This is a genomic window from Hufsiella ginkgonis (assembly GCF_009834915.1).
Classification (GTDB): domain Bacteria; phylum Bacteroidota; class Bacteroidia; order Sphingobacteriales; family Sphingobacteriaceae; genus Hufsiella; species Hufsiella ginkgonis.
Genome location: NZ_WVHS01000025.1, coordinates 1 through 212 on the forward strand (window position 1 = coordinate 1; position 212 = coordinate 212).

General features: G+C 63.7%; 1 protein-coding gene. It reads right to left on the reverse strand.

Annotated features, from left to right (window positions below):
• The coding region (locus GS398_RS22185) for a DUF6443 domain-containing protein (protein ID WP_160909030.1) at positions 1-212 on the reverse strand (212 nt) is incomplete at both ends.

Sequence of the window (212 nt, forward strand, 5' to 3'; positions counted from 1 at the left end):
TCCGTCACCCTATTCAGCGGCGACGGCTCGAATACCGTTTGCGAGTAGGGCGTGGCCGTGCTGGCGTAACTTTGCCCGGTCACCTGGTAGAAGCCGTATTGCGCGCTGCCGGTGTAACCGCCGGTTCCAGCCAGGGCATCGCTCCGGTAGCTGCCGCCCGTTCCGGCAGAGGTGGAATAAGGCAGGTACTTTACCGCCTCACGCCCGTAAGC